Origin of the sequence: Streptomyces sp. NPDC085900 (assembly GCF_044540925.1) — a bacterium.
GTDB classification, from domain to species: Bacteria; Actinomycetota; Actinomycetes; order Streptomycetales; family Streptomycetaceae; genus Streptomyces; species Streptomyces gilvifuscus.
This window is the reverse complement of the sequence record NZ_JBITSP010000003.1, coordinates 324,763-350,816: the sequence shown is the minus strand read 5'-3', so window position 1 is coordinate 350,816 and position 26,054 is coordinate 324,763. Positions and strand designations below refer to the sequence as shown.

Annotated in this window: 28 protein-coding genes; 15 read left to right on the top strand and 13 right to left on the bottom strand. The window is 71.8% G+C overall.

The window, feature by feature from the left end; all coding sequences use genetic code 11:
- Window positions 1–8 precede the first annotated feature (8 nt).
- Window positions 9–860: a transglutaminase-like domain-containing protein gene (locus ACIGDI_RS10995; protein WP_272177176.1), complete on the bottom strand. Its 852-nt coding sequence runs from the start codon at window positions 858–860 to the stop codon at window positions 9–11.
- A gap of 30 nt (window positions 861–890) precedes the next feature.
- The gene (locus ACIGDI_RS10990) at window positions 891–1,898 is read right to left on the bottom strand and encodes a GNAT family N-acetyltransferase (protein ID WP_399893775.1); all 1,008 of its coding nucleotides are present in this window, start codon (window positions 1,896–1,898) and stop codon (window positions 891–893) included.
- Between the two features lie 140 nt (window positions 1,899–2,038).
- Here ACIGDI_RS10990 and fdxA point away from each other — a divergent pair, with 140 nt between their 5' ends.
- Together fdxA and ACIGDI_RS10980 are read left to right on the top strand one after the other, a co-directional pair.
- A complete protein-coding gene (gene fdxA, locus ACIGDI_RS10985) occupies window positions 2,039–2,356 on the top strand; it encodes a ferredoxin (protein WP_004926152.1) in 318 nt (105 codons plus the stop codon).
- Between the two features lie 114 nt (window positions 2,357–2,470).
- Window positions 2,471–3,565: a bifunctional succinyldiaminopimelate transaminase/glutamate-prephenate aminotransferase gene (locus ACIGDI_RS10980; RefSeq protein WP_399893771.1), complete on the top strand. Its 1,095-nt coding sequence runs from the start codon at window positions 2,471–2,473 to the stop codon at window positions 3,563–3,565.
- A 143-nt stretch (window positions 3,566–3,708) separates the two neighbouring features.
- On the opposite strand, the gene ACIGDI_RS10975 is transcribed toward ACIGDI_RS10980, so the two are convergent.
- Both ACIGDI_RS10975 and ACIGDI_RS10970 read right to left on the bottom strand, forming a co-directional pair.
- Window positions 3,709–4,161 carry an ATP-binding protein gene (locus ACIGDI_RS10975; protein WP_399893768.1) on the bottom strand — a complete coding sequence of 151 codons (453 nt, stop codon included), beginning with the start codon at window positions 4,159–4,161 and terminating at the stop codon, window positions 3,709–3,711.
- 285 nt (window positions 4,162–4,446) lie between these two features.
- Window positions 4,447–5,418 (bottom strand): heavy metal transporter, encoded by a 972-nt coding sequence (locus ACIGDI_RS10970; protein ID WP_399893765.1) that lies wholly within the window; start codon window positions 5,416–5,418, stop codon window positions 4,447–4,449.
- 85 nt (window positions 5,419–5,503) lie between these two features.
- Between ACIGDI_RS10970 and dapE the strand changes: the two genes are divergently transcribed.
- Window positions 5,504–6,583: a succinyl-diaminopimelate desuccinylase gene (gene dapE, locus ACIGDI_RS10965; protein ID WP_399893762.1), complete on the top strand. Its 1,080-nt coding sequence runs from the start codon at window positions 5,504–5,506 to the stop codon at window positions 6,581–6,583.
- 68 nt (window positions 6,584–6,651) lie between these two features.
- Window positions 6,652–7,410: a TIGR00730 family Rossman fold protein gene (locus tag ACIGDI_RS10960; protein ID WP_399893759.1), complete on the top strand. Its 759-nt coding sequence runs from the start codon at window positions 6,652–6,654 to the stop codon at window positions 7,408–7,410.
- A 31-nt stretch (window positions 7,411–7,441) separates the two neighbouring features.
- On the opposite strand, the gene folP is transcribed toward ACIGDI_RS10960, so the two are convergent.
- On the bottom strand, window positions 7,442–8,302 hold the full coding sequence (gene folP, locus ACIGDI_RS10955; RefSeq protein ID WP_399893756.1) for a dihydropteroate synthase: 861 nt from the start codon (window positions 8,300–8,302) through the stop codon (window positions 7,442–7,444).
- A 144-nt stretch (window positions 8,303–8,446) separates the two neighbouring features.
- On the opposite strand from folP, the gene ACIGDI_RS10950 reads away from it, so the two are divergent.
- Window positions 8,447–8,815 (top strand): DivIVA domain-containing protein, encoded by a 369-nt coding sequence (locus ACIGDI_RS10950; RefSeq protein ID WP_399893753.1) that lies wholly within the window; start codon window positions 8,447–8,449, stop codon window positions 8,813–8,815.
- Window positions 8,812–9,390, top strand: a complete 579-nt coding sequence (locus ACIGDI_RS10945; protein WP_399893750.1) for a DNA-3-methyladenine glycosylase I — start codon at window positions 8,812–8,814, stop codon at window positions 9,388–9,390. The genes ACIGDI_RS10950 and ACIGDI_RS10945 overlap by 4 nt, the downstream gene beginning before the upstream one ends.
- Before the next feature lie 15 nt (window positions 9,391–9,405).
- Here ACIGDI_RS10945 and ACIGDI_RS10940 read toward each other — a convergent pair whose 3' ends face one another.
- Window positions 9,406–10,209, bottom strand: coding sequence for an enoyl-CoA hydratase/isomerase family protein (locus ACIGDI_RS10940; protein ID WP_399893747.1), 804 nt, complete (start codon window positions 10,207–10,209; stop codon window positions 9,406–9,408).
- A 383-nt stretch (window positions 10,210–10,592) separates the two neighbouring features.
- On the opposite strand from ACIGDI_RS10940, the gene ACIGDI_RS10935 reads away from it, so the two are divergent.
- Window positions 10,593–10,760, top strand: a complete 168-nt coding sequence (locus ACIGDI_RS10935; protein ID WP_003966491.1) for a DUF3117 domain-containing protein — start codon at window positions 10,593–10,595, stop codon at window positions 10,758–10,760.
- A 104-nt stretch (window positions 10,761–10,864) separates the two neighbouring features.
- On the opposite strand, the gene ACIGDI_RS10930 is transcribed toward ACIGDI_RS10935, so the two are convergent.
- A complete protein-coding gene (locus tag ACIGDI_RS10930) occupies window positions 10,865–11,563 on the bottom strand; it encodes an O-methyltransferase (protein WP_307825810.1) in 699 nt (232 codons plus the stop codon).
- Window positions 11,564–11,801: 238 nt separating this feature from the next.
- Between ACIGDI_RS10930 and sigE the strand changes: the two genes are divergently transcribed.
- The 5 genes from sigE to ACIGDI_RS10905 all read left to right on the top strand — a co-directional run bounded on the left by sigE (window position 11,802) and on the right by ACIGDI_RS10905 (window position 17,114).
- Window positions 11,802–12,506 carry an RNA polymerase sigma factor SigE gene (gene sigE / locus ACIGDI_RS10925; protein WP_351474699.1) on the top strand — a complete coding sequence of 235 codons (705 nt, stop codon included), beginning with the start codon at window positions 11,802–11,804 and terminating at the stop codon, window positions 12,504–12,506.
- Entirely contained in the window at window positions 12,503–13,510 is a 1,008-nt protein-coding gene (locus ACIGDI_RS10920; protein ID WP_399893742.1) for an anti-sigma factor family protein, read from the top strand. The genes sigE and ACIGDI_RS10920 overlap by 4 nt, the downstream gene beginning before the upstream one ends.
- A gap of 121 nt (window positions 13,511–13,631) precedes the next feature.
- Window positions 13,632–15,578 (top strand): trypsin-like peptidase domain-containing protein, encoded by a 1,947-nt coding sequence (locus tag ACIGDI_RS10915; RefSeq protein ID WP_399893739.1) that lies wholly within the window; start codon window positions 13,632–13,634, stop codon window positions 15,576–15,578.
- Between the two features lie 202 nt (window positions 15,579–15,780).
- The gene (locus ACIGDI_RS10910; protein WP_399893736.1) at window positions 15,781–16,221 is read left to right on the top strand and encodes a sec-independent translocase; all 441 of its coding nucleotides are present in this window, start codon (window positions 15,781–15,783) and stop codon (window positions 16,219–16,221) included.
- Between the two features lie 227 nt (window positions 16,222–16,448).
- Window positions 16,449–17,114 carry a hypothetical protein gene (locus ACIGDI_RS10905; protein WP_200704437.1) on the top strand — a complete coding sequence of 222 codons (666 nt, stop codon included), beginning with the start codon at window positions 16,449–16,451 and terminating at the stop codon, window positions 17,112–17,114.
- A 65-nt stretch (window positions 17,115–17,179) separates the two neighbouring features.
- Here the strand turns inward: ACIGDI_RS10905 and ACIGDI_RS10900 are convergent, their stop codons facing one another.
- Genes ACIGDI_RS10900 through ACIGDI_RS10890 form a run of 3 tightly spaced genes read right to left on the bottom strand, consistent with a single transcriptional unit; the run spans window position 17,180 to window position 20,235 of the window.
- Complete coding sequence (locus tag ACIGDI_RS10900; RefSeq protein WP_200704438.1) at window positions 17,180–18,313, bottom strand: Mrp/NBP35 family ATP-binding protein; 1,134 nt, start codon at window positions 18,311–18,313, stop codon at window positions 17,180–17,182.
- Between the two features lie 43 nt (window positions 18,314–18,356).
- A complete protein-coding gene (locus ACIGDI_RS10895; RefSeq protein ID WP_399893731.1) occupies window positions 18,357–18,950 on the bottom strand; it encodes a DUF1003 domain-containing protein in 594 nt (197 codons plus the stop codon).
- A complete protein-coding gene (locus ACIGDI_RS10890) occupies window positions 18,940–20,235 on the bottom strand; it encodes a magnesium transporter MgtE N-terminal domain-containing protein (RefSeq protein WP_399893728.1) in 1,296 nt (431 codons plus the stop codon). The genes ACIGDI_RS10895 and ACIGDI_RS10890 overlap by 11 nt, the downstream gene beginning before the upstream one ends.
- A 213-nt stretch (window positions 20,236–20,448) precedes the next feature.
- Here ACIGDI_RS10890 and ACIGDI_RS10885 point away from each other — a divergent pair, with 213 nt between their 5' ends.
- Window positions 20,449–21,192, top strand: coding sequence for a hypothetical protein (locus ACIGDI_RS10885; protein WP_399893725.1), 744 nt, complete (start codon window positions 20,449–20,451; stop codon window positions 21,190–21,192).
- 4 nt (window positions 21,193–21,196) lie between these two features.
- Here the strand turns inward: ACIGDI_RS10885 and ACIGDI_RS10880 are convergent, their stop codons facing one another.
- Entirely contained in the window at window positions 21,197–21,712 is a 516-nt protein-coding gene (locus tag ACIGDI_RS10880) for a hypothetical protein (protein WP_200704442.1), read from the bottom strand.
- A gap of 23 nt (window positions 21,713–21,735) precedes the next feature.
- Window positions 21,736–22,866, bottom strand: coding sequence for a magnesium and cobalt transport protein CorA (locus tag ACIGDI_RS10875; protein ID WP_399893722.1), 1,131 nt, complete (start codon window positions 22,864–22,866; stop codon window positions 21,736–21,738).
- 475 nt (window positions 22,867–23,341) lie between these two features.
- Here ACIGDI_RS10875 and ACIGDI_RS10870 point away from each other — a divergent pair, with 475 nt between their 5' ends.
- Window positions 23,342–23,926: a suppressor of fused domain protein gene (locus ACIGDI_RS10870; protein WP_399893719.1), complete on the top strand. Its 585-nt coding sequence runs from the start codon at window positions 23,342–23,344 to the stop codon at window positions 23,924–23,926.
- 41 nt (window positions 23,927–23,967) lie between these two features.
- On the opposite strand, the gene ACIGDI_RS10865 is transcribed toward ACIGDI_RS10870, so the two are convergent.
- The gene (locus tag ACIGDI_RS10865) at window positions 23,968–25,194 is read right to left on the bottom strand and encodes an MFS transporter (RefSeq protein WP_399893716.1); all 1,227 of its coding nucleotides are present in this window, start codon (window positions 25,192–25,194) and stop codon (window positions 23,968–23,970) included.
- A 167-nt stretch (window positions 25,195–25,361) separates the two neighbouring features.
- Here ACIGDI_RS10865 and ACIGDI_RS10860 point away from each other — a divergent pair, with 167 nt between their 5' ends.
- On the top strand, window positions 25,362–26,003 hold the full coding sequence (locus ACIGDI_RS10860) for a DUF6758 family protein (protein WP_200704446.1): 642 nt from the start codon (window positions 25,362–25,364) through the stop codon (window positions 26,001–26,003).
- Window positions 26,004–26,054 lie beyond the last annotated feature (51 nt).

Here is a 26,054-nt window from a genome sequence, read left to right as displayed (position 1 = left end):
GACGAGCCTCAGTTGAGCATCGCCCGCGCCGAACGGGCCTGCCCCCGCACCCGCTCCGCCGCACCCTCGTCGACCGCACTGATCAACTCCGCGTACTCCTCCAGCTCCACGGCCCCGTCGACGAAGTCACCCCGCTGGACGAGCAGTTGCGCCCGCTCGTACCGCAGCCGCGCCGGATGCGAGGGCAGCAGCAGCGACAGCTCCACCGCCCACAGCGCCACGTCCGACCGCTCGGGCCGGGCGGCGGCCCACGCGCGGATGTTGTTCAGAATCCGCAGGATCACCTCCAGCGGGTCCGCGGGCGTGAGCATCGACGGATGCAGCGGCGCCCCCGTGGCCCCGGCGACCAGCAGCTCGGCATCGCTGCCGCTCAGCACCCGGCCGCCGTCGAACGGGTCGGCGAGCACCTGCTGCTCCTGCGGACCGAAACCGACCACGAAGTGCCCCGGCAGCGCCACCCCGTACACCGGCGCCCCGGCCCGCCGCGCGACCTCCAGCCAGACCACCGACAGCAGGATCGGCAGCCCGCGCCGCCGCCGCAGCACCTCGTGCAGCAGCGACGACTCCAGCCGCTGGTAGTCGGCCGGGGAGCCGCGGAAACCCTCTCTCTCGCCCAGCAGGTGCTGCAGCGCCGTCGCCCACGACAGGGGGCCGCCGGGCCGGAACGGCAGCTGCCCGGCCAGCCGGTCCAGCTCCATCTGTGCCGTGTCCATGCCCGCCTCGTCGAGCGCCCCGTCGGCCTCGGCGCCCAGCAGCAGACAGAGCGTGGACAGGTCGGGCCGCTCGGACCGGGCCTCTTCGGCGAACCGCCGCCGCAGTTCCGCGGACCGCTCGGGGGGCGGGGGATAGGGGGGACGCATAGCAGGCTCGTGCCCTCTCGCGGCGATCCGTTACCGGCCACCGCCGCCGGCGGCCGGTTCCCGGTAGTGGTGGTACGCGTGGTGCGCGGCGAACCCCATTCCGGCGTACAGCGCCCGCGCCCCCGCGTTGTCCTCCTCGACCTGCAGCCAGGCGGCCGAGGCGCCCTCGTCGAGCGCCCGCCGGGCCAGCGCGGCCATCACGGTCGTCGCAAGGCCCCGGCGCCGCATCGCGGGATCCACCTCGACGGCGGCGAAGGAGGCCCACCGCCCGTCCACGACACACCGCCCGATCGCGGCGGGAACCTCGGCCCCCGGCACCGTGGCGAACCACACCGAGGGGCCGCTCCCCAGCACCTTCAGCGCCACCTCGCTCACTCCCTTGCGCTGGTACCGCCCGAGCCACGCCTCGTCGGCCTCCCGGGACAGCACGACACCGGTGCCCTCCGCCCGGTCGGCGAGCGGCGCGAGCGCCCCGGTCCACAGCTCGGCCGTCACCTCGCGCAACCAGCCGCGCCGCTCCAGCTCGGCGCAGAGCAGCTCCTGAGTGCCCTCGCCGCCGGTCGCGGTCTGGACGTACGCGGGCAGCCCGCGGTCGCCGTACCAGCGTCGTACGACGGTCAGGGCCTCGTCGAGGGGCAGGCCGGGGTCGCCGAGCGGCAGCACGGAGTTGGCCCGGCGCGTGAAGCCGGCGGCCGCCCGCAGCTCCCACTCACCGAGCCGCTCGCTCTCCACCGGCCGCCACGCGCGCGCGGCGACGAGCGCCAGCTCCCGGTAGGAGGCGGCGGGCCCCCGGCGACGGGCCGGCGCCGCCGGCACGACCTTTCCCGCGACCAGCGAGGATTCCGGGATGCGGACGCTCTCGCCGCCCTTTCTTGTGATGAGCAGCACACCGTCGTCCCATGATGTGAGAACACCCACCGTGTCGGTGAACTTCTCGATGGAGTCCCCAGGATCGCTCAAGCGTCGTACGGAGACACGTTTTCCCACGTCAGCAGCGGTGATACGGACCTCGAGACGTCCGCCGGCCGAGATTTCCACAGGTCAGTTCACCCCTCCTGTTCGGATCATGCCCCGGAACGGAGATACTAGGGGCGGGCATCGACGACGCCGCGCTCCCGCGCGCCAGGCGGCGGAGCCTGAGGAGGCCCGCCAGCGCCCTATCGAGGAGGAACGACAGCGTGACCTACGTCATCGCGCAGCCTTGTGTCGACGTCAAGGACAAGGCGTGCATCGAGGAGTGCCCGGTCGACTGCATCTACGAGGGCCAGCGGTCCTTGTACATCCACCCGGACGAATGCGTCGACTGTGGTGCCTGTGAGCCGGTATGCCCGGTCGAGGCGATCTTCTACGAGGACGACACTCCGGAGGAGTGGAAGGACTACTACAAGGCGAACGTCGAGTTCTTCGACGAGCTCGGCTCCCCGGGCGGCGCAAGCAAGCTGGGCCTGATCGAGCGCGACCACCCCTTCATCGCCGCGCTGCCGCCGCAGGCCTGATCACGCGAGCGGCCCGCACATCGTGCCGCCTCGGTCCCGTACGGCCTGATCGCCCTTGATCGCCGTGCGGGACCGAGGCGTTTGCCGTACGACCCGAAAGCGAGGGTTAGTCCCGTGTCCGCAGTCTCCGACCGCCTCCCCACCTTCCCCTGGGACAAGCTGGAGCCGTACAAGAAGACGGCCGCCGCGCACCCGGGCGGCATCGTCGACCTCTCCGTCGGCACCCCTGTGGACCCGGTCCCCGACCTGATCCAGAAGGCGCTGATCGACGCGGCGGACTCCCCGGGCTATCCGACGGTGTGGGGCACCCCGGCGCTGCGCGACGCCATCACCGGCTGGGTCGAGCGCCGGCTGGGCGCCCGCGAGGTCACCCACCGGCACGTGCTGCCGATCGTCGGTTCCAAGGAACTGGTCGCCTGGCTCCCCACCCAGCTGGGCCTGGGCCCCGGCGACAAGGTGGCCTACCCGCGGCTGGCCTACCCCACCTACGAGGTCGGCGCCCGCCTGGCCCGCGCCGGTCACGAGGTCTACGACGACCCGACCGAGCTGGACCCGCGGGGACTGAAGCTGCTGTGGCTCAACTCGCCGTCCAACCCCACGGGCAGGGTGCTGCCGAAGCAGGAGCTGACGCGCATCGTGGCCTGGGCGCGAGAGCACGGCATCCTCGTGTTCTCCGACGAGTGCTACCTCGAACTGGGCTGGGAGGCCGACCCGGTCTCGGTCCTGCACCCGGACGTCAACGGCGGCTCCTACGAGGGCATCGTCTCCGTCCACTCGCTCTCCAAGCGCTCGAACCTCGCGGGCTACCGCGCCGCCTTCCTGGCCGGCGACCCGGAGGTCCTCGCCCCGCTCCTGGAGATCCGCAAGCACGGCGGCATGATGACGTCGGCTCCCACGCAGGCGGCCGTGGTCGCGGCCCTCGGCGACGACGCGCACGTGCGTGAGCAGCGGGAGCGGTACGCGGCCCGCCGCACGGCCCTGCGCGAGGCGCTCCTCGCCCACGGCTTCCGCATCGAGCACAGCGAGGCCAGCCTCTACCTGTGGGCGACCCGGGACGAGTCCTGCTGGCAGACCGTGGCCCACCTGGCCGAGCTGGGCATCCTGGTGGCCCCCGGCGACTTCTACGGCACGGCGGGCGAGAAGTTCGTCCGCGTGGCGCTGACGGCGACGGACGAGCGCGTTCGCGCGGCGACCGAACGTCTGGCGTGAGGTGACGTCCCCGGGGGCGCGGGGCCGCGCTGCATCCGCGGCTGCCGCCGCGTGGGCGCGCCCGGCCCCCACGGATCCGCACCCGGCACACGACGAGAAGGGGCCCAGGGAATCACCCTGAGCCCCTCCGGCGCGCGGCGGCGTCAGCCGACCGGCAGTCCCTTCAGCGGCAGCGTCTGGGCCGACGGCAGGCCGCCGCCCTTGGCCACCGAGTCGGTCGGCAGCCCGCCCTTGGTCGCCGTCTTGGCCGTGTCGCCGAGCAGGCCCCCGGCCGACCCCGCGGCCTGGCCCGCGGTCTTCTGCGCGGCGGGCGTCGCCTTCTTCACGGCCTGTGCGCCGGTCTTGCCGGCGGCGGGCACCGCCTGCTTGACCGCCTTGCTGCCGGCGTCGCCCGCGAGCCCGGTGACGTGCTGCGTCGCCCCGTCGGCAGTGTTGCCGACGTTCGCGCCGTCCAGGGCGGTCAGCCCGCCGAGGCTCGGGGTGGAGGGCAGTTCGGTGGCCGCGCTCGCGGAGCCGGCCGCACCTACCCCGGCAGCCGCTCCCGCTGCGACGAGCAGCGCGGCACGGGCGATCCGACGGGTCAGGGGGAGGGACATGATGCTCCTGTTGATCGACTGAATGTTGATCGTCCGGGCTCGGACGCAGTGACTACCGCTCGAAGCCCGCGAAGGTTGCGGAGCACAAACGTAAAGAGTTGGCAATGCGTCGCATTATCGGCTGCGGATAAACCCGGGCAAAGGTCCCCCGGTCCGAAAGTGTGCGGAATCCTTCCCGCCCTTTGTTCCCAACGGTTTTTGCAGTTGCGAGGGTGACGGCGCGAAAACCTGCCCACAGCACCGTGCCGACGGCCTTCGGCTAACTCGCCCGGGTGAATCCCCGTACTACTGCCCAGTGACGATTCGGACGGCTCCCGCGCCCTTTTCCGACCCGTCGGGGCCGGCCGCACCGGTCGTGCGCCATTGGCTGTCGGTGTTCCCGGCGACCCACTCACGCCCGCCGAACGAGACGCGCTCGATGTGCAGGGCGGTGGCGTTGGCCACGGCCCAGTGCGCCAGCTGCCAGCCGCGCCGCTGCGCCGTGCGCCCCTTGGCGGGGCCGGCGCCGGCGTCCACGGGCAGCGTGACCGTCCGCGCGCTCGCGCTCGGAGCCGGCGAGGACGCCGGCGTACCGCCGCCCACCTCGGCGCCGGCCGGCTGCAGCACGTCGCGGCCGAAGTCCCGTACGAGAGCGGCCCGTACCGCGTCCGGCCCGGCCACCCGCACCGTGTCGGCGTCCACCCGGCCCTGGCAGGTCAGCGTGGCCGGCGAGTACCCGGTGAGGGCTGCCGCGAGCAGCGTGGCGTCCGGCTCGTGCTTGGCGTACGCCTCCGGGAAGCCGCTGCGCTGCACGCGCTGGGCGGCCACGGTCAGCGGCAGCTTCGTGTAGTCCGGCACCTTGGCGAGGTGCTCGTAGAAGATGTTCGCCGCGTACGACGGGTCCAGGATCTGCTTCTTCGTGCCCCAGCCCTGCGAGGGACGCTGCTGGAAGAGACCGATCGAGTCCCGGTCGCCGTGCTCGATGTTGCGCAGCCCCGACTCCTGGATCGAGGTCGCCAGTGCGATGGCCACCGCCCGCTCGGGCATGCCGCGTCCGGTGCCCACGGCGGCGATCGTCGCTGCGTTCACCGCCTGCTCCGGAGTGAACTCGTACTCCTCGCCGTCCTGTCTGCCCGAGACCACCTTGCAGCCCGGCCCGTGGCCTCCGGTGACGTACTGCACGACGAGGTAGCCCGCGAGGGCGAGCAGGACCACGAGCGCCGCCCCGATTCGCACGAGGCGGCCACGGCGCTTGAGGGTGGATGACGGCTCCGGCACGCCGTACAAGGTAGCCGAGGCGCCTTCGGGCCACGGCGCCCGGTACGGGCCGGTGGCCGGCGCCCGGCGGGTTAGGGTCGAGGCCATGGCCGACAGCCCACTTGACCTCACTCTGAACGCCGCCGAGCTCACCGCGCAGCTCGTCGACTTCCCCTCCGAGAGCGGCACCGAGAAGCCTCTCGCCGACGCGATCGAGAGCGCCCTGCGCGCCCTGCCCCACCTCACGGTCGACCGCCACGGCAACAACGTTGTGGCCAGGACGGACCTGGGGCGCCCGGAGCGGGTGATCCTCGCCGGCCACATCGACACGGTCCCCATCGCGGACAACCTGCCCTCGCGGCTGGACGAGGACGGCGTCCTGTGGGGCTGCGGCACCTGTGACATGAAGTCCGGGGTGGCGGTCCAGCTGCGCATCGCGGCCACGGTCCCGGCCCCCAACCGCGACCTGACCTTCGTCTTCTACGACAACGAGGAGGTCCAGGCCGAGCTCAACGGCCTCCGGCACGTCGCCGAGACCCACCCGGAGTGGCTGGCGGGCGACTTCGCGGTGCTGCTGGAGCCGTCGGACGGCCAGGTCGAGGGCGGGTGCCAGGGCACGCTGCGGGTGCTGCTGAAGACGAAGGGCGAGCGCGCCCACTCCGCGCGCGCCTGGATGGGCTCCAACGCGATCCACGCGGCGGCGCCGATCCTCGCGAAGCTCGCCGCGTACGAGCCGCGCAACCCGGTGATCGACGGCCTGGAGTACCGCGAGGGCCTGAACGCGGTGGGCGTCTCGGGCGGGGTGGCCGGCAACGTCATCCCCGACGAGTGCGTCGTGACCGTGAACTTCCGCTACGCGCCCGACCGCACGGAGCAGGAGGCGATCGCGCACGTCCGCGAGGTCTTCGCGGACTGCGGCGTCGAGGAGTTCGTGATCGACGACCACAGCCCCGGCGCCCTGCCCGGCCTCTCCCACCCGGCGGCGGCGGCCTTCATCGAGGCCGTCGGCGGCACCCCGATGCCGAAGTACGGCTGGACGGACGTGAGCCGCTTCTCGGCCCTCGGCGTCCCGGCGGTCAACTACGGCCCCGGAAACCCGCATTTGGCGCACAAGCGGGACGAACGGGTGGAAACCGCCAAGATCCTCGCCGGTGAGGAACGCCTGCGCAACTGGCTGACACGCTGAGGTCCCTCCTCCGTAACCCGCGTAGACCTACGCTGAGGTGGAAACACCCGCAAGTGGAGGGAGCGCATATGGCTACCGGGAACCCCGAGGGCAAGAAGGTGCCACCGGACGAGCAGCGCCTGGGCCCCGTCCTCCGGAGGCGGGGCCAGGTGACGTCCAGCACCACCGACCAGCGGCTGCTGGACGCGGGCGGCCCCTCGGACTGGGTGCACACCGACCCCTGGCGTGTGCTGCGCATCCAGTCGGAGTTCATCGAGGGCTTCGGCACCCTGGCCGAACTCCCGCCCGCGATCAGCGTCTTCGGCTCGGCCCGCACACCCGTCGACTCGCCCGAGTACGAAGCGGGCGTGCGGCTGGGCAGCGCGCTCGTCGAGGCCGGCTGGGCGGTCATCACCGGCGGCGGCCCGGGCGCCATGGAGGCCGCCAACAAGGGCGCGTGCGAGGCGGGCGGCACCTCGGTGGGCCTCGGGATCGAGCTCCCCTTCGAGCAGGGCCTCAACCCCTACGTCGACATCGGCCTGAACTTCCGCTACTTCTTCGTCCGGAAGATGATGTTCGTCAAGTACGCGCAGGGCTTCGTCGTACTGCCCGGCGGCCTCGGCACCCTCGACGAGCTCTTCGAGGCCCTCACCCTCGTCCAGACCCAGAAGGTCACCCGCTTCCCCATCGTCCTGTTCGGCACCGAGTACTGGGGCGGCCTCGTCGACTGGCTGAAGAACACGCTGATCGCCCAGGGCAAGGCGTCCGACTCGGACCTGCTCCTCTTCCACGTGACGGACGAGGTGGAGGAGGCCGTGGCCCTGGTCTCCAAGGAGGCGGGCCGCTAGGTCGCGCCGGGCCGGAGATCGAGTGCGGGGGCTACGCCAGCCCCCGCCGGGCCACCGCGGGCGGGCGGTGCCCCGCGATCGACGCCACCATGTCCAGCACCTGACGGGTCTCCGCGACCTCGTGCACCCGGTACACCTGTGCCCCCAGCCACGCGGAGACGGCGGTGGTGGCCAGCGTGCCCACCACCCGCTCCTTCACCGGCTTGTCCAGCGTCTCGCCCACGAAGTCCTTGTTGGACAGCGAGACGAGCACGGGCCAGCCGGTGTCGACCATCTCGCCCAGCCGCCGTGTCGCCTCCAGGCTGTGCCGCGTGTTCTTCCCGAAGTCGTGCCCGGGATCGATCAGCACGGACTCCCGCGGCACCCCCAGCGCCACCGCCCGCTCCGCAAGCCCGAGCGTCACCCGCAGGATGTCCGCCATGACGTCGTCGTACGTCACCCGGTGCGGCCGCGTCCGGGGCTGCGCGCCCCCCGCGTGCGTGCACACCAGCCCCGCCCCGTGCCGGGCCGCCACCTCCGCGAGCCCCGGGTCCACACCGCCCCACGCGTCGTTCAGCAGGTCCGCCCCCGCCTCGCACACGGCCTCGCCGACCTCGGCCCGCCAGGTGTCGACGCTGATCACGACGTCGGGGAACCGCCGCCGCACCTCCGCCACGAACCCGACGGTCCGCCGCGCCTCCTCCTCGGCGGTCACCTCCTCGCCCGGCCCGGCCTTCACACCCCCGATGTCGACGATGGCGGCCCCCTCGGCCACCGCGTGCTCCACGCGCGCGAGGGCGGGCTCGTCGAGGAACGTCGCGCCCTGGTCGTAGAAGGAGTCCGGAGTCCGGTTCACGATCGCCATGATCACCGGCTCGTGCGCCTCGAACTCACGCCCGCCCAGCCTGAGCATCCGCTGTGACCTCTCGTAGTACGACCTGGGTGTCCTGGCCTTTCGGCCGTCTGCGACCCTAACTGTCAGACTCGCATGGCACGATCGGACCCTGACACACGAGGCTCGTCGAGCTTCCTGACACCGAGCGTGGGGACCACCGCGATGGTTATGTTCTTGTTCCTGGTCGTCGCTCTCGCCGTCGTGGTCGCCGCGGTCACCCTGGCCGTGGTGGGCGGCGGCGAGGGCGAGGGCCCGTTGCCCGAGGCGGCCCCGGACCGGCTGCGGGACCCGTTGCCGCTGGACCGCCCGGTGGGCCGGGCGGACATCGACGCCCTCCGCTTCCCCCTCGCCGCCCGCGGCTACCGCATGGCGGACGTCGACGACGCCCTCAACCGGCTCGCGGCCGAACTCTCCGAGCGCGACGCCCGCATCGCCGACCTGGAGTCGGCCCTTGCGGGCGCCCGGGCGGCGGCCCACGCCCCGCACATCTCCATGGAGAAGCCGTCGCACGAGCAGGGGGAGCAGCGGTGACCGACGGCGCCGCCATCGCCGGCCCGGACGGCGCGCTGCGCTGCCCCTGGGCCCTGTCCACCGAGGACTACGTGGCCTACCACGACGAGGAGTGGGGCCGCCCGGTCCACGGCGACGACGCCCTCTTCGAACGCCTCAGCCTGGAGGCCTTCCAGTCCGGCCTGTCCTGGATCACCATCCTCCGCCGCCGTCCCGGCTTCCGCGCCGCCTTCGCCGACTTCAGGATCGGGAAGGTCGCCGCCTTCACCGAGTCCGACCGCGCCCGGCTGCTCCTCGACGCCGGCATCATCCGCAACGCCGCCAAGATCGACGCGACCCTGTCGAACGCGCGCGTACTGGCCGAGTGGGCGCCGGGCGAGCTGGACGAACTGATCTGGTCCCACGCCCCGGAGCCGGGGCCGGCCCCGAGGACGCTCGCGGACGTCCAGGCCGTCACACCGGAATCGACGGTCCTGTCCAAGGCCCTGAAGAAGAGGGGCCTGCGCTTCGTGGGCCCGACCACGGCATACGCCCTCATGCAGGCGTGCGGCCTGGTCGACGACCACCTGGAGGCGTGCGTCGCACGCCTCGCGTGAGGGCGCGGGCGGGGATCAGCGGCCCAGGTACTTCGGCTTCTCCTTGTTGACGAACGCCTGCACCGCGATGACGTGGTCCTCGGACTTCCCCGCCCGGGTCTGCAGCTCGTCCTCCTTCTCCAGGCTCTCCTGGAGGGAGTGGGACAGTGCGTAGGCAAGGGACTCCTTGATCGCCCCGTACGCCACCGTCGGCCCCTCCGCCAGGGCCCGCGCCACCTTCTCGACCTCGGCACGGAACTCACCGGCCGGCACCAGACGGTTCACGATGCCGAGCTCCTGGGCCTCCTGCGCGGTGATGCTCCGCGGGAAGAGCAGCAGATCGGCGGCGCGGCCGGGCCCGACGACCCGCGGCAACGTCCACGAGATCCCGGAGTCGGCGGTCAGCGCCACCCCGGCGAAGGACGTGTTGAAAGCGGCGTTGTCGGCGACGACCCGGTAGTCCGCGGCGAGCGCCAGCCCGAAGCCCGCGCCCGCGGCCACCCCGTTCACCCCGGCCACCACCGGCTTCGGCATCTTCACCAGGGCCCGCACGATCGGGTTGTAGTGCTCCTTCACCGTGCTCATCGTGTGCGACGACCCCGTCTCCCGGTCCGACGCCAGCAGCCCGATGTGCTCCTTGAGGTCCTGGCCCACGCAGAACGCCCGCTCACCGGCGGCGGTCAGCAGCACCGCCCGTACGGCGTCGTCACCGGCCGCCTCCTGGACCGCCTCCCGCAGCGCGACCTTCGTCGCGATGTTCAGCGCGTTCATCGCCTCGGGGCGGTTCAGCGTGATCGTCGCGAGTCCGGCGCTCACCTCGTAGAGCACGGTGTCGGCCATGGTGTGTCCCCTCCGCTGTCGCGGCTGCGGGCGTACCGGCCGGTACGCCCCTGTCCACAGGACAGCATGGCGGAGATCACCGCCGTACGACCTGAACGGACGTGTGACCTGCGTCAAAGAATTCTGCGGGGTTTTTCGCCGCCGGAAACCCACGCGGTCGCGCAGTATCGCAGTCACATCGCCGAATTGGGTGGTTTTGCTCGCGCGCGTTGCCCAAGCGATGCCGACTGATGTTGGTCATCGGGTCCTGAGATGCGGGATAATGGCTTGGAAGCAATGTGTTCGATGCCGGTGTCGCGTGTCCAAGTCCCACGCCTGGACCGCGCGTGCCCTCCAGGGCCGTCGGCTTTGACGATGAGCTGGTTTCAGGAAGGGGAACGAGCATGGCGGCCATGAAGCCGCGAACGGGTGATGGCCCGCTCGAGGTGACCAAGGAGGGGCGGGGCATCGTCATGCGCGTTCCGCTCGAAGGCGGCGGTCGGCTCGTCGTCGAGCTGACCCCTGACGAGGCCGACGCGCTCGGCGACGCCCTCAAGAAGGTCGTCGGCTGACGCGGAAGCGACCATACCCCTACAGCCGCCCCGGCATCCAAACGATGCCGGGGTCGCTGTTTTCCCGGCGCGCGTACGTCCCTCACCTGCCGTTCGCGGCAGGGTCAGCGCTTGACCGCGCACAGCAGGCCGTCGCCCACGGGTAGTAGCGACGGCACCAGTTCCTGGCTCTCGCGCACCGCGCGCAGCAGCTCCCGCAGCCGCAGCACCTCGGTCGGCTGCGGGCTCGAGTCGACCGTGCGGCCGTTGGCGAAGACGCCCTCGAAGACCACCAGACCGCCCGGACGGAGCAGGCGCAACGATTCAGCGAGGTAGTCCATGACCTCCTGCCGGTCGCCGTCGCAGAAGACGAGGTCGTAGCCGGCGTCCGCGAGGCGGGGCAGGACGTCCAGGGCGCGGCCGGGGATGAAGCGCGCCCGGTTGCTGGCGAAGCCCGAGGCGCGGAAGGCCTGACGGGCGAACTGCTGGTGCTCGGGCTCCGGATCGACCGTGGTCAGGACACCGTCCGGGCGCATGCCGTGCAGGAGATGGATACCGGAGACGCCGGTGCCGGTGCCGATCTCGGCCACCGCCTTGGCGTCCACCGAGGCCGCCAGCAACCGCAGCGCCGCGCCCGTGCCGGGCGACACCGAGCGCAGCCCCGCCTCACGGGCCCGGTCACGGGCCCAGCGCAGGACTTCGTCCTCGGCGACGTAGGCGTCGGCGAACGCCCAGCTCGTCTGCCGGTTGCCGGTAATGACCCTCTCCTGTCCCCGTGGTTGCCTGGGCGTGACTGTATCCGTTGGGCCCGGGAACCCGCAGATGGGACCGGGCGTTTAGAGGGGTGTGGACGACGGCGGGGGGACACAGTTGGATCACGACGACGGGCGGAGCGTCGAGCAACAGCAGACGCAGCGGGCCGAGCCGTATCAGCCCAGATCAAATTCTCGTAAAACCGCTTATCCGGTCCTAACGGGCGAGGTGGCTATGGTAGGGGCTCCACTGGACACCACCAGAGATGACAGGGGAGGTGCGGCCGCGCCCAACGGGGATCGGGGTGGAGTGCTGCGGCGCTTCCTCGGGTCGGCGGGCAGGCCGAAATCCGTGAACGACACCGCTGCTGACCCCAGCCACGCCGCTGACCACGCCCAGACCGCGACTTTCTCCACCGACGCGGACGGGCAGGCGTGGACTCCGCCCACCTGGGAGGAGATCGTCAGCATGCACAGCGGCCGGGTCTACCGGCTCGCCTACCGCCTGACCGGCAACCAGCACGACGCCGAGGACCTCACGCAGGAGGTCTTCGTCCGCGTCTTCCGCTCCCTGTCGACGTACACGCCGGGCACCTTCGAGGGCTGGCTGCACCGCATCACCACCAACCTCTTCCTGGACATGGTCCGCCGCAAGCAGCGCATCCGCTTCGACGCGCTCGGCGAGGACGCGGCCGAGCGGCTGCCCAGCCGCGAGCCCAACCCCCAGCAGATCTTCAACGACGCCCACTTCGACGCGGACGTCCAGCAGGCCCTGGACACCCTCGCGCCCGAGTTCCGCGCCGCGGTCGTCCTGTGCGACATCGAAGGACTGTCGTACGAGGAGATCGCCGCGACCCTGGGCGTCAAGCTCGGCACGGTCCGTTCCCGGATCCACCGCGGCCGTTCGCAGCTGCGCAAGGCCCTCGCGCACCGTTCCCCCGAGGCCAGGGCGGCCGAGCGCCGCTCCTTCGTGCCCCGGGTGGCCGCTCTGGGGGGAGGGGGCGCGACCGCGTGAGTGGATCACGACCCAACCCGGCGGAACGCCGCCTGGCCGAACAGCATCTGGGAGACCGACTCTCCGCCCTGGTGGACGGAGAGCTCGGGCATGAGACGCGCGAGCGGGTCCTCGCCCACCTGGCCACCTGCGCCAAGTGCAAGGCGGAGGCGGACGCGCAGCGCCGACTGAAGAACGTCTTCGCGGAGGCGGCCCCGCCGCCCCCGTCCGAGAGCTTCCTGGCCCGACTCCAGGGGCTTCCCGGAGGAGGTGACCCGGACGGCGGTGGCTCGCCGTTCGACGGGGGTGGATTCGCGGGACTGTCCGGACGCCTCCAGGGCCCGGCGGCGACGGGGGTCTTCGGCCTGAAGCGCGGTGACCGCTTCGCCTTCGACTACGTCCCCTCGGGGCCGGGGTCGCACGCGCCCGCCCTGCCCGCCTCCGCCCCGCGTGACGCCGGCCGGGGATTCCGTATCCACGACGTCAGCCGTCACGAGAACGACCGTCCGTCCTCGCGCGGCATGCGGTTCGCGTTCGTCGCCGCCGGCGCGGTGTCGCTCGCCGCGATCGCGCTGGGCGGTGTCACGACCGGCACGCCGACCGACGCCGCCGCGGACGCGCGCGGCGGCACGGGCGCCGGCAGCAACGTGACACCGGCGCGCACGCCGGGCTCGGGAGCCACGACGGCCCCCGAGAGCCAGCGGCGCCGGGGCGTGGGCCCCCTCCTCGCCCAGCAGGGCCAGACCTCGCTCGGTGACACCCCGGTGGCCCCGACCGAGGTGTCCGCCCCGCTGCTGCCGGGAGTACCGCGTCCGGCGGCCGCCGCGGAGGCCATGCACACGCTGACCGCCCCGGTGGTGGCCGGCGCGGCCGTGATGTCCCCGCTGATACGTCCCCTCACCGCGTCCGCGCCGCTCACGCTGACCACATGGTCGGCCGTCCCCGAGGTGACCCGCCCCGGGGTGCTCGCCGCGCCCGTCCCCGACCCCGACTCCGCTCCCTCCCCCTCCGCGTCCTCCCGCTGACCCGGCTCCGTGAACCTGGTTGAATCCGGGGTGGACCGTGCCCACGGCAGGCAGCCGGGCGCGGAGTCGACGAACCGCGGCCACCGAGACGGGCCGTGCCGCGGTGAGCTGTGGGGAGAGCATGGACGAGGGGAAGCCGGCGAAGCCGAAGTGGTGGAACCGCACGGGCCGCCAGGCCTCTGCCGACACCGACGGCGACTTCGAACTCCAGCGGCCGGCGGTGCCGGGGGCCGACGGCGACTTCGAGTTGCAGCGCCCCCGGGAGCCGGTCGCCGCGGAGGCGACTTCCGGTCCGGAAGGGCATGACGGCGACCTCGAGGGCGAGCGGCCCGCCGAGACACCGCCGAACGTCGGGTCCCCGGCCGTGACGCCTCCCGTTGAGCTGCGCAAGCCCCTGCACGACCCCGACCCCTACAGCACCCCGCCGTACGGCGAGCCCGGCCCCTGGGCCCCGGCTCCCCCCGTCCAGCACCCGGCGGCCACCCCGGCCCACGGCACGACGACCCCCACGCCGCACGGGGCCCCGCCTCCACCGGACGCCGGCACCCGGCCCACCCTGGCGTCTCCGCTCCCGGCGGAAGCCGCCCACCAGGCCCAGCCCACCTCGGCGCCTCCGCCGGGCACCGTCCTCCCGGGACCGCCCATGCCCACCCCGGCGTCCCCTCTCGCGGTGGACACCGCCCACCAAGGCCTCCCGGCCCCGGCGTCTCCCGCGGACGCCGTCCACCCGGGCTCGCCCGTCCCGGCCCCGGCGTCTCCCGCGGACGCGGTCCACCCGGGCTCGCCCGTCCCGGCCCCGGCGTCTCCCGCGGACGCCGTCCACCAAGGCCCGCCCGTCCCGGCGACCGGGGCGTCGCCGTCGGCTACCGACCCCTGGCGGAACTACGATCCCTGGGCTCAGCCCCCCACCCCCGCCCCGCTCCAGCAGACCGGCGCGCCGCTGGTCGGGGCCGGGCCGCGGCGGGGGCGGAGGGTGCTGGTGCTGGGGGCACTGGTGCTCGCGCTCGTGGCCGGAGGCGTCGGTGGGGTCATCGGGGCGTATCTGGAGCGGAACGGCGGCGTGGGTGCCGTAGAGCTGCCGCAGGCCGGGAAGGAGCCCGCCGGGCGGGCGCCGGACAGCGTGGCCGGGATCGCCGCGCGGGCGCTGCCCAGCGTGGTGACCCTGCATGTGACCGGCGCCGAGGAGTCCGGTACCGGAACCGGCTTCGTGCTGGACGGGCTCGGGCACATCCTCACCAACAACCACGTCGTCGAGCCCGCCAAGTCCGGCGGCCGGATAACCGTCACCTTCAACAGCGGCGACACCGCCAAGGCCACGGTCGTGGGCCGGGACAGCGGATACGACCTCGCCGTGGTCAAGGTGAGCGGGGTGAGCGGGCTCAAGCCGATGCCCCTCGGCAACTCCGACAACGTCCAGGTCGGCGACCCCGTCGTGGCCATCGGCGCCCCCTTCGACCTGGCGGGCACGGTCACGTCCGGGATCATCAGCGCCAAGGAACGGCCCATCACGGCCGGCGGCGACAGCGCCGACGGGACCGACGTGTCGTACGTCGACGCCCTGCAGACCGACGCGCCGATCAACCCCGGCAACTCCGGCGGCCCGCTGCTCGACTCGCGGGCCCGGGTCATCGGCATCAACTCCGCCATCCGGTCCGCCGACGACGGCTCGGATTCCGGCAGCGGGCAGGCCGGCTCGATCGGCCTCGGGTTCGCCATCCCCGTCAACCAGGCCAAGCGCGTCGCCGAGGAGCTCATCAACACCGGCCACGCGACCCACCCCGTCATCGGCGTGACCCTCGACATGAGCTACAGCGGGGACGGCGCCCGCGTCGGCACGAAGGCCTCCGGCGGCGGCCCCGCCGTCACCAAGGGCGGCCCCGGCGACAAGGCGGGCATCGAGCCCGGGGACGTCATCACCGCGGTCGACGGCCAGCGCGTCCACTCCGGCGAGGAACTGATCGTCAAGACCCGCGCCCACCGTCCCGGCGACCGCCTGGAAGTGACCCTGCTGCGGGACGGCAAGGAGAAGCGGATCTCCCTGGTGCTCGGTTCCTCCGGCAGCGGCTGATTGACACCAAGCTCACAGGTGCGCCCCGCAACCCCCGCCCACAAGGCAAACAACCCCCAAAACCGCACACGCGGCCCCATTCCGAGGCCCCGGGACGGTACCGGTCGTACAGGATGGCCGGGTACCGTGGACCCGGCCCGGACCACGGAAGACCGCACAGACCGCGAGGGCCGAGGACCGAGGACATCGCTAGGAGCTTCAGGTGTTCAATGACGTAGGACCGCTCGAGCTGGTCACGCTCGTTGTCCTTGCCGTGCTCGTCTTCGGTCCGGACAAGCTCCCGAAGGTCATCCAGGACGTCATGCGGACCATCCGCAAGATCCGGGAGTTCTCGGAGAGCGCCAAGCAGGACATCCGGTCCGAACTCGGCCCCGAGTTCAAGGACTTCGAGTTCGAGGACCTCAACCCCAAGACGTTCATCCGCAAGCAGCTGGACAACGACGACCTGGGGCTCAAGGAGATCCGCAACGGCTTCGACCTGAAGAAGGAGATGGCCGAGGTCACGGAGGCGGTGCAGACGTACGACACCGACTCCGCCCCGGCGGCCGCGAACGGTTCCCCCGGGGCCCCGGGCGGGCGCGTCGACATGACGAAGAAGCCCGAGGAGGACGACCGTCCGCCCTTCGACGCGGACGCCACCTGAGCCGTACCGCGGGGGTCTCCGAAGCCGTCGTACGTGACGCGTTTCATACTCCTTCCTGCCCTCCCAGGGCCTGAACCGGCCCCCCTCGGCGCCCCGCGCGGCGGGCGGTTTCCCGGCTGCCCGGAGCGGGGTGGCTATGCTGCCGAGTTGTTGTGCGGACCGGACGAGTCAGCCCGAAGGGGGGCGGGCCGCTTCGGTCCGACGAGAGCGAGGAGGCGTCCGGGCACATGGAGACGACGAGTCGGGCAGTCGCGCAGGCGCCGGCCGCGGAGGGTGGACAACACGTCCCCTCCGCCCGGCGCACGGTCGACGGCTACCTGCAGGCGCCCTTCCCGTGGTACGGCCTCGACGAGGCCTTCACGGGGCCGCGCTGGCTGATGCAGGTCGGAACGGCGGCCGACGGTGCCGTCGAACACGGATCGATCGGGCACGGCGACGAGCCCTCGGTCAAGAACGAGGTGGGCAACACCGGTGAGCCGCGGGAGAAGTTCGCGGTCGTGGTGACGGTCGCCGCGAACCCCTCCCGCAGGAGCGCGGACGGCACCGGCCTGCTGGAGGCCACGTCGGTCTCCTCCGCGGCGTGGCTGGCGGGCGTGGGGCTGCTGTCGTTCACGTGGCCCGGCCAGATGGACCACACGCTGCGGGACGACTGGCTGGAGCAGCAGACGGAGACGGCCTGGGCACTGGCCGACGACCTGGAGGGCCCGGAGTGGTCGACGCTCTCCCTGCCCGTGGACGGCGTGCCCACGCCCTTCCACTACCGCGAGTCCGAGTTCGGCTGGGTGCTCGCCGGGTCCACGCAGGAAGGCGTGCACGTGGGCGCGTACGGCAGGGGCATGAGCGCGTACGGCCTCGGCTTCGCCATGATCAAGGACATCGGGGCGTACGAGTAGCGCCGAGTGGGGAACTGCGGGCCGGGTGTGGCCGGTCGCGCAGTTCCCCGTGCCTTCGGGCGGGTCTAGAACTTGTTCTTCGGGGTGATCCCCAGGGACAGTCCCGAGAGTCCGCGCTGCCGCCCGCCCAGCTTGCCCGCGATGCCTCGCAGGGCGGTGCCCGCCGGGCTGTCGGGGTCGGTCAGGACGACCGGCTTGCCCTCGTCGCCGCCCTCGCGCAGACGGACGTCGATCGGGATGCTGCCCAGCACCGGGACCGTCGCACCCGTCGTGCGGGTCAGGCCGTCGGCGACCGACTGGCCGCCGCCCGTGCCGAAGACGTCGACCATCTCGCCGCAGTGCGGGCAGGGCAGCCCGGACATGTTCTCGACCACGCCGACGATCTTCTGGTGGGTCTGCACGGCGATCGAGCCCGCCCGCTCGGCCACCTCGGCGGCCGCCTGCTGCGGGGTCGTCACGACGAGGATCTCGGCGTTCGGGACCAGCTGGGCGACCGAGATCGCGATGTCGCCGGTGCCCGGGGGCAGGTCCAGGAGCAGGACGTCCAGGTCGCCCCAGTAGACGTCGGCGAGGAACTGCTGCAGCGCGCGGTGCAGCATCGGGCCGCGCCACACCACCGGCGCGTTGCCCGGCGTGAACATGCCGATGGAGATGACCTTCACGCCGTTCGCCGACGGCGGCATGATCATGTTCTCGACCTGGGTGGGACGGCCGTCCGCGCCGAGCATGCGCGGCACGCTGTGGCCGTAGATGTCGGCGTCGACGACACCGACCTTGAGGCCGTCCGCCGCCATCGCCGCCGCCAGGTTCACCGTCACCGACGACTTGCCGACGCCGCCCTTGCCGGACGCGACCGCGTACACGCGGGTCAGCGAGCCCGGCTTGGCGAAGGGGACCTCGCGCTCGGCCTGGCCGCCGCGCAGCGCGTTCGCCAGCTCCTTGCGCTGCTCGTCGCTCATCACGTCCAGCGTGACGTCGACGCGGGTGACGCCCTCGACCCGGGAGACCGCCTCGGTCACGCGCTGCGTGATGGTCTCCCGCATGGGGCAGCCGGAGACCGTCAGGTACACGGTGACCGCGACCGCGCCGTCTGCCCCGATCTCCACCGATTTGACCATCCCGAGCTCGGTGATGGGGCGGTTGATCTCGGGGTCGTTCACCGTCGCCAGTGCCTCGCGCACCGCGTCTTCGCTAGCCATAGGAACGATGGTACGGCTCGGCGGCCCGGCCCAGGTAAGCCCGTCACCGGTCGTCTACGTCACGTGCCCGCGACCGTTCTGCCGGGAATACGGCGTGTTCGTGGTGCCCGTCCTTGCGGTACTCCAGCTCCTTCATCAGGTCCTGCAGCTCCGAGCGGATCCAGTCGCGGGTCGCGACCTCGCCGAGGCCGATGCGCAGGGCGGCGATCTCGCGGGTCAGGTACTCGGTGTCGGCGATGGAGCGCTCGTTCTGCTTGCGGTCCTGTTCCAGGTTGACCCGGTCGCGGTCGTCCTGCCGGTTCTGCGCGAGCAGGATCAGCGGGGCCGCGTAGGAGGCCTGCAGGGACAGCATCAGGGTCAGGAAGATGAACGGGTAGTTGTCGAAGCGCAGGTCCTTCGGCGCGAAGATGTTCCACAGCACCCAGACGATGATGACGACCGTCATCCAGACGATGAACCGTCCGGTGCCGAGGAAGCGCGCGATGCGCTCCGAGAGCCGGCCGAAGGCCTCCGGGTCCCACTCGGGGATCAGCCGCCGGCGCGGCGGACGCGGCTGGTCCAGCCTCGGCCGCGGGCCGGTGCTCGCCGTCGCGCCCGCCGGGGTCCGCTCACGCGTGCTCTCGCGCTCAGGAGCCATGCGCGGCCACCCCCTCCGGGTCCTCGTCGTCCAGGTGGAACTCCGTCTCCCGCCAGTCCTCGGGCAGCATGTGGTCGAGGACGTCGTCCACGGTCACCGCGCCCAGCAGCGAGCCGGACTCGTCCACGACGGGCGCCGCGACCATGTCGTACGTCGCGAAGAAACCGGCGACGACCGGCAGCGCGTCGTCGGGGCCCAGCGGCTGCAGGTCGTCGTCGATGATCGAGCCGACCAGGGTGTACGGCGGGTCGCGCAGCAGGCGCTGGAAGTGGACCGTGCCCAGGTACTTGCCGGTGGGGGTCTCGTCCGGCGGCCGGCAGACGTAGACCTGGGCGGCGAGGGCGGGGGAGAGGTCGGCGTTGCGCACCCGGGCGAGGGCGTCGGCGACGGTGGCGTCCGGCCGCAGCACGATCGGCTCGGTGGTCATCAGACCGCCCGCCGTGTGCTCCTCGTACGCCATCAGACGCCGCATGTCGGCCGCGTCGGCGGGCTCCATCAGGCTCAGCAGCCGCTCCTTGTCCTCCTCGGGCAGTTCGGAGAGCAGGTCGGCCGCGTCGTCCGGGTCCATGGCCTCCAGGACGTCCGCCGCCCGCTCCTCCTTCAGCTTGCCGAGGATCTCGATCTGGTCGTCCTCCGGGAGTTCCTCGAGCACGTCGGCCAGTCGGTCGTCGTCGAGAGCGGCGGCGACCTCCGCGCGTCGCTTGGCGGACAGGTGGTGCAGAACGTTGGCGAGGTCGGCCGGGCGCAGCTGCTCGAAGGTGGCCAGGAGGCTCTCGGCGCCCTGTCCGTGCTCCTCCAGGGAGAAGCCGGTCACCGCGGACCACTCGACCGTCAGCGTCTCGCCCTTGGCCCGCCGGAAGGCGCTGCCCTTCCTGCCCTTGCGGACGAAGACGCGGTCGACCTCCCAGTCCCGGCGGGCCGCCAGGTGATGCACCGACAGATCGAGGACGGTGACCTCCTCGCCGGTCTCCACGAGCGTCACGCGCCGGTCGAGGAGCTCGCCGAACGCGAGGCGCTCGGTGGGCCGTTGCTCGAAGCGGCGGACGTTGAGCACACCGGTGGTGATGACCTGTCCGGACTCGATGCCGGTCACCCGGGTCATCGGCAGGAAGATGCGGCGCCGGGTGGACAGTTCCACGACGAGCCCGAGCACGCGCGGGGGTCGCCGCCCGACGCGGAGCATGACGACCAGATCGCGCACGCGACCCACCTGGTCGCCGTTGGGATCGAACACGGCGACACCGGAGAGGTGCGAGACGAAGATCCGGGGGGCGCCCGCTGCCATGGCCGCGCCTCCTTTTCTGACGGGTATTTCTACGGGTGTTTCGGCTTGCGTTTCTTTTCCGCTTTGCCCACTCCGGTGGGCTTCAGGCTAGCCCGTCACGATCGTGGTCGCCCTGGTGGGAGGTCCGGACGGACTGCCTCCGCCCGGGCCCGCGGCCCCCCGGTACGCTGCCGTACGCCGCTCACGTCCCACGACCGGAAGGCAGCCCCACCTGTGTCTGTGATCCCCCAGGACCGTATCCGCCGGACCACGCTGCTGAGTGCGATGTGCGCCCTGGTCGTGACGGGCACGGGGTTCCTCACGGGATGCAGCGAGGACCCCGACGCCGGCACCAACGGCGTCGGCAAGCTGTCGGCCGCGCAGATCCAGTCGAGAACCCGGGCGGCCGCCGAGTCGGCGCAGACCGTACGGCTCTCCGGAACCGTGGTCACCAACGGGCGCACGTACACAATCGACATGCGCCTCAAGCCCGACGGCGGCACCGGCTCGGTCACCTCCAAGGGCGTCGCCTTCGGGCTGCTGCGGATCGGCGGGAAGCTGTATCTGAAGGCCGACGCGGGCTTCTGGAACCACGCCGACGGCGACACGGGCGCCGCGAGCGCCGGCAAGCTGGACGGCAAGTACGTGAAAGTGCCGCAGGGCGACCCCTCGTACAAGAGGTTCAGTGGCTTCACGGACAAGGACGTCCTCCTCGAAGGGCTGTTGACCCTGCACGGGTCCCTCGCGACCGACGGTCATCACGAGCAGTCGGGTACCCGCACCATCCGCATCACCGGCGACAAAGGCTCCGGCGGCACCCTCGACGTCTCCCTGGAGGGCAAGCCGTACCCCCTGCGCCTGCAACGCGCGGGCGGCGCGGGCACGCTGACCTTCTCCTCCTGGAACAAGGACTTCGCGCTCACCGAGCCCGACAAGAGCGAAACGGTCGACTACGGCAAGCAGCTGCCGACGTCCTGAACGGCTAGCCGCGCCCGCGTTTCCTCTTGAAGAGCAGTCGGGGAAGTCCCGCGGGGACCGGCCGGCGCGTGGTGGCGGGGGACGGCAGCGGTGCTTCCGCCAGCGAACCGTCCGGCAGAGGCGCGGGCGTCCCCGCCGGTTCCAGGCGCAGCACCCGGCACTCGCGTGCCCAGCGCTCGGGCATCGCCTCTCCGTCGGGTGCGTTGAGACGCTTGCCCTTCAGTTCGGCGACCGCGGCCTGCCAGGCCTCGGATCCGGACGCGAGTTCCACGACCTTCGCCGGCCAGGTCACCAGCCGGCCGCCCTTGTCCTTGCTGCGCACGGTCACCTCGGCCGGACCGCCGTCGGCCAGCCCGGACAACGGCTGCTCACCGGGACCGTCGCCGACCACGCACGCGGCACCCTCGTGCCACACGTGCCACAGCGCGCGGGCCGGCACCCCGGCACCCCGGACCCAGATGAGGCCGGACTTCTTCGTGGCCTCCTCGACGAGGGCCTGGTCGAGCAGCTCGCTTGTCATGGGCTCAGCCTATCCAGGCCGTCTCACAGCCAGCCGTTCCGCTTCAGGCTGCGGTGGATGCCGACGCACAGGGCCACCGTGACGCACAGGACCGTCGGGTAGCCGTAGTGCCAGTGGAGTTCCGGCATGGAGTCGAAGTTCATGCCGTACACGCCGGTCACCATCGTCGGGACGGCGATGATGGCCGCCCACGCGGTGATCTTCCGCATGTCCTCGTTCTGCGCGACCGACGCCTGGGCGAGGTTGGCCTGGAGGATGGAGTTCAGCAGCTCGTCGAAGCTGAAGACCTGCTCCTGGACGCGGGCCAGGTGGTCGGCGACGTCCCGGAAGTACTTCTGGATGTCCGGGTCGATCAGCCGCATCGGCCGCTCGCTCAGCAGCTGCATCGGCCGCAGCAGCGGCGACACCGCCCGCTTGAACTCCAGCACCTCACGCTTGAGCTGGTAGATCCGCGCCGAGTCGACACCGCGCGCGACACCGCCGCGGCCGGGCGAGAAGACCTCGGTCTCCACCTCGTCGATGTCGTCCTGCATGGCGTCGGCGACCGCGAGGTAGCCGTCGACGACGTGGTCGGCGATCGCGTGCAGTACCGCCGAGGGGCCCTTGGCGAGCAGCTCGGGGTCGTCCTGGAGGCGGTGGCGCAGCGCGCGCAGCGAACCCTGGCCGCCGTGCCGGACGGTGATGAAGAAGTCCCGCCCGGTGAAGCACATGACCTCGCCGGTCTCGACGATCTCGCTGGTGGCGGTGAGCTCGTCGTGCTCGACGTAGTGGATGGTCTTGAAGACGGTGAACAGGGAGTCGTCGTACCGCTCCAGCTTGGGCCGCTGGTGGGCCTGGACGGCGTCCTCCACGGCCAGCGGGTGCAGCCCGAACTCGCTTGCGACGCCGGAGAATTCGGACTCGGTCGGCTCGTGCAGCCCGATCCACACGAAGCCGCCGTCGCGCCGCACCGAACGCATCGCCTCGTGCGGGGTCAGCGGCTGCGGGGTCTGCACCCGGGCGCCGTCGCGGTAGACGGCGCAGTCGACGACGGCCGAGGGGGTAGCCGGGTCACGCGTGGTGTCGTAACCGCCGTTGTCCAGGTGCAGCGCGCCCTTGCGCAGCGCGGGGCGGGACGGGCGGACCGCGTCGCGGAGGTCACGGATCATCGACATGGCTGGCTCCTTCGTGGCAGGCAACGAAAGGGCGCCGACGACGGATGGAACTACCCGGAATGGGGACGTCCTGGGCCGTGGGTGTTTGGCACGTCCACAAAGCGGGGAGCACCGCACCGTCGCGGTGGCGGGTTTCGCTGCTGATTCAGATCGGACAGATCAGGCAGGGCGAGACGAAGTGCTCTTCCGCGTGAGGACGCAGACCTGAAAGGAGGCGGTCAGCCAGAGCCGGACCAGCTACATCAGCGGCGGGAAGAGCGAGTGGTACTGCACGGGTGACTTCGATCCATGACAGCCCCACCTCCTCCGGCCGGTCCCTCGTAAGGGACGATCCACTCCCGCAAGGGAGTTCCACAGTGTCGGGACTCGATCGCGACGCTTCTGCGTGCTGCCCCGACGACCGGGCCAGAGTATCAGCCGCCCAAAGTGTCAAGGCGCTGCTTTGCCCGGTACTGACGAGTTCTATGCTCGCCGCATGGTTGATGTTCTTCCTCTGGTCGAGGCAAGGTTGCGCACCGCCCTGGGCGAACCGGACGCCCGCGCGGCGGTCACGTTCCTCGGCACGGACCGCATCGAGGTGCTCCGTTTCCACGAGGACGACATCGTCCGCTACGCCACCCTCGGCATGTCCGCGCAGCCGATGAGCGACCCCACCGCGGTGCTCGCCGACCCGGTCAAGGGACCGCGCGCCGAACTGGTCCTCTCGGTGCGCGCGGGTCTCGCCGACACCGACAAGGCGCTGCGCCCGCTCGCCGTCCTCGCCGCGTCCCCGCAGGTCGAGGGCGTGATCGTGGCTCCGGGGGCCTCCCTCGACGTGGGTGAACCCCTCTGGCCCGGCGCGCCGTTCAGCTCCGTCCTGGTCGCCGAGCCCGGCGGCCTGGTCGAGGACCTCGCGCTCGACGAGCCCCTCGACCCCGTCCGCTTCCTGCCCCTGCTGCCCATGACGGCGAACGAGGCGGCCTGGAAGCGCGTGCACGGCGCGCAGGCCCTCCAGGAGCGCTGGCTGACGCATGGGACGGACCTCAGGGACCCGTCCCGGAAGTCCGTCCCGCTGGACTGACCCGCGAGTGAGCAAGCTCACCAACCGGCGTCCGGCTCGCGTCAGTTGGCGAAGACGGTGACACCGTCCTCGGTCGCGTGCGCGGTCTCCAGCTCCTCCGCCTCGTGCGTGAGGGCATTGCGCCGTACGGCGACGACGAGCGCGCCCAGCAGCGCGGTGACCGCGGCGACCACGAACGGGACGTGGATGTCGGTCCACTCCTCGATCTTCGGCGCGAAGTACGGCGCCGCGGCGGCCGCGAACCAGCGCACGAAGTTGTAGCCCGCGCTCGCCACCGGGCGCGGCGCGTCCGACACGCCGAGGGCCAGCTCGGTGTAGACGGTGTTGTTCACGCCGATGAACGCGCCGGACAGGATCGTGCAGACGACGGCGGTGGTGTGGTCGCCGTAGCCGAGGACGAGTACGTCCACGGCCAGCAGCACCAGGGAGCCGCCGAGCACCTTCAGGGAGCCGAACCGCTCCTGCAGGCGCGGCGCGACGACCACCGAGAACACGGCCAGCAGCAGGCCCCAGGCGAAGAACACCGCTCCCGACTTGTACGGGGTCATGTTCAGCACGAACGGCGTGAAGGCCAGCACGGTGAAGAACGTGTAGTTGTAGAAGAACGCGGAGGCGGCGGCGGAGGCGAGCCCTCCGTGGCCGAGCGCCCTGATCGGGTCGAGGAGCGAGGTCTTGCGGGCCGGCTTCGGCTGCTCCTTCAGGAACGCCGTGATGCACAGGAAGCCGATCGCCATCAGTGTGGCCGTACCGAAGAACGGGTAACGCCAGCTGACGTTCCCCAGCACCGCGCCCAGCAGCGGGCCGCAGGCCATGCCGAGGCCCAGGGCGGACTCGTAGAGCAGGATCGCCGCCGCGCTGCCGCCCGCCGCAGCGCCCACGATGACCGCGAGGGCCGTCGAGACGAACAGGGCGTTGCCGAGGCCCCACCCGGCGCGGAAGCCGACCAGTTCGCCGACCGAGCCGGAGGTGCCGGCCAGGCCGGCGAAGACGACGACGAAGGCCAGGCCGAGCAGCAGCGTCCTGCGGCCGCCGATGCGGCTGGAGACGAAGCCGGTCAGCAGCATCGCCACGGCGGTGATCAGGAAGTACGAGGTGAACAGCAGCGACACCTGACTCGCGGTCGCGTCGAGGCCCTTGGCGATGGACGGCAGGATCGGGTCCACGAGTCCGATGCCCATGAAGGCGACGACGGACGCGCCGGCCGTCGCCCACACGGCCTTCGGCTGCCGCAGGATGCCGCCGGCTCCCGCGTCGAATGGGTCAGCCATGCTTCCTCCACTTCCGGTCGAGATAGTTGGTGTATACACATAGTAAGTTAGAGCAGCTAATTAATGCAAGCTGCATCTAATTTTGGGCGGGGATTGTCGTGAACGGTTCCGTCCGGACGGGTGATCGTCCTTGACGTGACGGAGCAGGGGTAGGACCGTGGGGCCCTATGAGGGGCGAACCCAGTTGCCCGAAGTGTGGTGGCCGGGTCAGGGCTCCCGGACTCTTCGCCGATTCCTGGCAGTGTGATGTGCACGGCACCGTGCACCCGGTGCAGCCCGTGGTCCCGCCCAGCGTCGAGGCCCTCAGCGTCGTGGTGCATCGCACGCAGGTGCCGGTGTGGATGCCGTGGCCCCTGCCGGTCGGCTGGCTGTTCACGGGCGTGGCATGCGCGGGCGACGACCGGCACGGCGGCCGGGCCACCGCGGTGGCCTGCTCGGGACCGGGCCCGCTCGGCGGCATAGGGGAGCTGATCCTCGTCGCCGAGGAACTGGGCGTCGGCCTCGGCGCGCGGTACGCGGGCGTCGACGGGCCGGACCCGGGGCCGTACATGAACGTCGAGAAGCCACCCCAGGCCAAGGTGCTCGCCGGCGGCCGGCCGACCCCGCTGTGGCTCGTCTCCGGCACCCCCGACGACCGCGCGGTCTTCGCCGGGGAGGCGCGCGGGCTGTGGCTGTGGGCCGTGGTGTGGCCCGAGCAGTCGGGGCTGCTGATGTACGACGAGCTGGTGCTGACGGATCTGCGGGACGCGGGAGCCGAGGTCGAGCTCGTTCCCTGCGGGGCGCTCTCACCCAGACTGCTGAAACCCTGAGAGTGGGTTGCAGGGGCGCACGGCCGATTCGGGTGCGAGGGGGCTGTAGGG